The sequence below is a fragment of the uncultured Boseongicola sp. genome (assembly GCF_937988555.1).
GTDB lineage: Bacteria > Pseudomonadota > Alphaproteobacteria > Rhodobacterales > Rhodobacteraceae > Boseongicola.
Window position 1 is genome coordinate 1 of record NZ_CALJXO010000202.1, and the last position, 4,962, is coordinate 4,962.

4 protein-coding genes are annotated in these 4,962 nt (G+C 54.9%); 1 reads left to right on the plus strand and 3 read right to left on the minus strand.

Features of this window, described 5'->3' with window-relative positions; translation table 11 throughout:
- A partial coding sequence (locus tag Q1B15_RS11770; protein ID WP_299753929.1) for a GAF domain-containing protein occupies positions 1 to 3,688 on the minus strand: 3,688 nt, incomplete at its 3' end.
- 151 nt (positions 3,689 to 3,839) lie between these two features.
- Between Q1B15_RS11770 and Q1B15_RS11775 the strand changes: the two genes are divergently transcribed.
- Complete coding sequence (locus Q1B15_RS11775) at positions 3,840 to 4,034, plus strand: hypothetical protein (protein ID WP_299753930.1); 195 nt, start codon at positions 3,840 to 3,842, stop codon at positions 4,032 to 4,034.
- 27 nt (positions 4,035 to 4,061) lie between these two features.
- Here Q1B15_RS11775 and Q1B15_RS11780 read toward each other — a convergent pair whose 3' ends face one another.
- On the minus strand, positions 4,062 to 4,493 hold the full coding sequence (locus tag Q1B15_RS11780; RefSeq protein ID WP_299753931.1) for a universal stress protein: 432 nt from the start codon (positions 4,491 to 4,493) through the stop codon (positions 4,062 to 4,064).
- A complete protein-coding gene (locus Q1B15_RS11785) occupies positions 4,490 to 4,861 on the minus strand; it encodes a DUF3394 domain-containing protein (RefSeq protein ID WP_366141719.1) in 372 nt (123 codons plus the stop codon). The genes Q1B15_RS11780 and Q1B15_RS11785 overlap by 4 nt, the downstream gene beginning before the upstream one ends.
- Positions 4,862 to 4,962: the final 101 nt, after the last annotated feature.

Sequence of the window (4,962 nt, forward strand, 5' to 3'; positions counted from 1 at the left end):
CCACAACAGTGCCGCGCGGCGCATCTTCAGCCAACACCCGAAGAGGGCGATAGACTTGCACGGGATCGGCTTTGCCCTTCACGCGAATGGGCGGAATGGCTTGGAATTGAATGCGCGAGCTGGCGGCATCAAAGATCGAAACATCGCAAAGTATAGCCGATCGTACACCAGATAGCTCGGCCCCAGCGGCCTGCATCAACCGCGCCGCTAGGTTTGTCTTGTCACCGATGGCCCCATACGTCCTCTGCGCTGCGCCGCCGTAGGCACCTACCCGCATCTGCCCACATGCCAAACCGATCTGCAAATCTGTGATCCCGTCAAACTCAGCTGGAGGCATGCTCAACTCCATTGCCGCGAGCGTTGCCCGAACAGCATCATCACTTCGAGACAAAGGCGCACCAAAGGCGATATAGAGGTATGATCCCTTGTCGCCGACCGTGACTTGAATGACGGATCCGCCATGGGTATTGACCACCTTGCCAACCCAAGTGAAGAACGCGTCTAGGCGCAGCGCCGCTTCTGGGTCTTGGTCGTAGTCTAAGCCACCGAACTTTAGAAACAGCGCGGCCACAGGGCGCAACTCGGAGAGCATGTCGCTCTTTCCTGCACGGACGTGATCAAAAACAGTCGGCAGCATCCATGGGCGGGCTTGGTCTTCGCTGATCTCGGAAGGCAGTTCGGCCCAAGGAGCATCAGCAACACCGGACTTCAAACCGCTGACAACGGCATAGGCGCCATTTTCTCGTAGCTCGACCACATCAAGATGGTCGAACCCTTCCTGCAAACCTACACGCGCAACAATAATTTCACCTTTGTTGGCTTGATGCTCCGCCGCCGAGAGGGTTTGAAGGGATTGGCCGGCTAGCACATCGAACTGGTGGCCTGCATCCTGTCCGACCAATATTCGCCTTGCTGTTCCGGCGGCAACTGCAACTTTGATAGCCAGTTCAACCGGCGTATCAGCATGGGTCAAAACGGTTTCAAACTCCGTCATTCCAGCCTGCATAGCCAATGCACAGGCGACCGCCCGGTCGGCGGCCTTGTCACCGCAGGGCTCTCCATTTGCATCCAAATCGTCAAACCAACACGTGATTGCGTCGCCACTAAACCCGATTACGCAGCCACCAAACCTATGCACCTCAGTGATCAAAACTGAGAAAACGCGATTGAGGTGGCGAATGACCTCCTCGGCACCGCGCTGCAGTCCGATTTCTTGCGCAAGCGCTTCAGTCAGGGATGTGAAACCAGAGATGTCTGCAAATAGCGCAGCCCCCCGCACGTGCTCGGGCAGTTTTCTGTTCGCAGTAAGCGCATGTCGTCGATCAATCGGCATGTAGACGCCAAGAGTTTCGGCCTTTGCCAATTCCTTCTCTTCAATATCGAGCTGCAGCTGATGAAGCTGCTGGAACAGGCGCTGCTCTCGGGCGCGCACTTCCTGCGCCATATTGCGAAAAACGCGCGCCAGTTCCCCTAAGGCATCGGTTCTCGCCGCCACTCCATCGATCATCTCCGGCTCAAAAGCCCGCTTTTCAATCGCGCTGGCCGCATTGGTCAAAGCTTCCACCTGCCGCAAATGCTCTAGCGCCTCGCTAAATAATTGCGCGTTGTGCAATGCCGCCCCCGCATTTGCAGCAATCGTGGTGAGCAGGCGCAATTCCTCGTCGCCAAACCGATCTTGGGCCCGTGTGCTTTGGACTGAAATCACTCCAATCGTGCCTTTGGTCGTTTGGATGGGCACGGCAAGATAGGAGAGCGGCTCGACTTCCCCAACCAAAGTCACCCCAAAGCCAGCGAGAGACTCACTGACATTCTTGTTCATCAGTAATGGCTTGCCGGACTCGATAATCTTACTTGTGAGCCCCTCACCCAGTACGAGTGTCTCAAACTCAACACCATACTTATAAGGGAAAGAAATCAGGTCGGTTTCCTCATCAACCAAAGCCACATAGGCAATGTCAGCGTCGAAAATCTCGCGCACCTGATTGCCAATCAACTCGATCGTGTTGTCGAGCTCTGACTCCGCGACCAAAGCTTGAGAGATTTTCCCGATAGCCCCCAGCTCAACCGCACGCTTTTCCGTTACTTTCAAAAGGCGCCGCGCCTCATGCAAGAGCCGGGCATTTTCAATTGCAGATGCGGCGTAGGCCGCAAAAGCCTCTGCCAAACGGGCATGGGCTTGCGTGTAGAAATTCGCTTTTAGGCTATCGAGCGTGATCATACCGATCAGCTGGTCGCCGAAGATCAACGGCACCCCCATCCAGCCTTTCACCTGAACACTTTCGTGTTCATCGGTGAAGTTGCTGAACTCCTGTGAGACATCGCTCACGATGACTGGTTCGCGCTGTTTGAGAACCTTCGTGGCAGGATCGTCTGGACTGCCCCAGTCAAAACTCTGCCCAATCACCTCATCGACATTAGGGAAGCCATTGGCCCCTACGATTCGCAACTTTTTGCCGTCGATCTGCTGAATACTGCCGCTGTCATAAGGGATGACGCGGCGCAACTCGCTCAAAATCAGATCAAAGACCTGACGCAGGTCCAACGTGCTACCCAACGACTGCGCCGCTTTTGTTAATGTATCCGCCTGGTTGCGCGCCTCGCGCTCGGTCTCGAACAGTCGCGCATTCTCGATCGCAGTGGCCGATTGTGCCGCAAAAGCCATTGCAACGTCTGCATGGTCCTGCGTGTAAAACGCCTCCTGTTTATGATCCAGAGTAATCATGCCGATGAGCCGCTCACCAAACAAAAGCGGCACGCCCATCCAGCCCTTCACGCTGCCCTCACCATGGGTCTCATCGTTGAAATGTTCAAATCGTGCCGAGACATTCTCAATGATGATCGGCTTATGTTTGAGCACGACATCGGTCGCAGGATCATCCGGATCACCCCAGTTAAATCGTTGGCCGATCAATTCGTCCAGGTTTGGAAATCCATGCCCTCCAACGATCACCATTTCGTCGCCAGCAATTTGTTGAACACTACAGCTGTCGTAGGGAACGACCTTGCGAAGTTCCGTCAAAATTAACGAAAATACCTGCTGCAGGTTTAAAGTGCTGCCGAGCGATTGCGCCACTGCTCTCAATGTGTCGGCCTGCTTTCGCGCTGTACTTTCAGTTTCGAACAAGCGCGCGTTCTCGATGGCAGTCGCGGCCTGCGCGGCAAATGCGGTTACCAGATCAGCATGTTCTTCGGTGTAGAAGTCTGCTTCGAATTTATCGAGAGTCAAAACACCAATTACTTCGTCGCCAAACATCAAAGGAGCACAGATCCAGCCCCGGATCATTCCGCCACCGTGTACCTGACTGGCAAAATGAGGATGATTTGAGACGTCTGCAAAAACCTGCTGTCTGCGAGACTCCAGAACCTGAATACTTGGATTGGCATCGTCGTCCAGCTCAAATCCAAGGCCAAGCATAGAGTCCAGAACGTCAAACCCTCGGCCGCCAACGATTTCGAGACGACCGTTCCTGATGACCTGAATCGACGACGAGTTATAAGGAACGACCTTCTGCAGCCCGCCAAGAATAGCGTCAAACGTATCTTGGGCATTGAGCGACTTACCAAGGACCTGGGCTACTTCAAAAAGTGTTTCAGCTCGAATCTTTGCGGCTTCAAGCTGTCCAATACGCTGGTTTGCAAGTTCCAGCGCCTCCCGCAATTTCTGCGGGCTATCCTCCACTGTTCCCATGGAGAAATGGTACTTGCGAGTTGTCGACTAGTCGAGTCGCAATTCTCTCTTTCCTGCTGAACCTCGTTTCACTTCTGGCAAAATTTGACTGAAGTCTGGCCCAAGCGCCAGTTGTTTGTAAGGCACGTATAAATGGGAGAGGTGGTGCGACTTGCGCGAACACTGGCCGTTGTCTGTGATGTTGAGCGTTGGCAAAAAAGCGCTTGAGAACCGGTTGATCCGGCGTTGGCTTAAGTACGGCTTTCCCAAACCGCAAGCCCGCGCAAAGGCACGGCACAACGAGCTTCCGTACGCGACCCGCTGTCTGGAAAACAGCGTGCCCGCCGATATGACGGTTTGGCACTAGGCGCGTTTTGGAGAAACCCGCGCAGAGCTATCGAACCACGTAAACCGAACAATTTGCATGGCGGACCACGCGCGAGGCATTGGGGCCAAGCAGGTAATCTTTCAGGTCGGGGTTGTGCGCGCCAAGCACGATCAGGTCGGAACCCGCCAGTTTTGCAGCATGCAGGATCTCTTGATAGACACTGCCCACCGCAACAAGGTGTCGCACATTGGCATTAGCGTCCTTGCCAAGCAGGCCTTCAGCAAAGGACTTCAGTTGCTCGTCAGCCGTATCACGCGCAGTCGCGACGTGATGTTCCTCAAAATACGCGCCTACGACGGTTGCGCCGAGATCGGGAACAACAGTGAGCAGATCAAGTTGCGCGTCCTCCATTGCCGCAAGTTGTGCGGCTTTTTGAAGGACGACGGCTTCTTCGTTGGGGCGATTGATGTCGATGGCACAGAGAATGGTCTGGGTCATGCGGGTTGCTCCTCACGAGTGGTTGGCGGTGCGCGGCGCGTTTGCAGGAAGGCGACGAGAGCCAAAAGCATAAGCGCCGGGATGAAGATCAGTTCTTTAGGAAGCTGGTTGGCGGTGGCCTGTACGCTGGAGATTGCCACCGGGTCGTCGCCGTAGAAGTCAAACGTCGACAAGGTGTCGGACAAGTCCGTGCCAAAGCTCGGTTCGTCCATGCGCTGTACGTCGCCTTCTGGCACCAGGATCATCCCAAGCGCTTCGAGGCGTGCTTCTGCGCCGTCGACGTCCGGCACAGTTAGCGGCACTGTCACGTCTTTCACCTCAAGCGTGTCGAAATCAGGACCGGAGATGATTGAAGTGGTCCGGCAAATTTGGACAGCGTGCTAAGGTGTATCCAACACGAACGAATGGATACGAGAATGACGAAGCGACGGAACTTTTCAGACAAGTTTAAGGCCACGGTAGCGCTTGA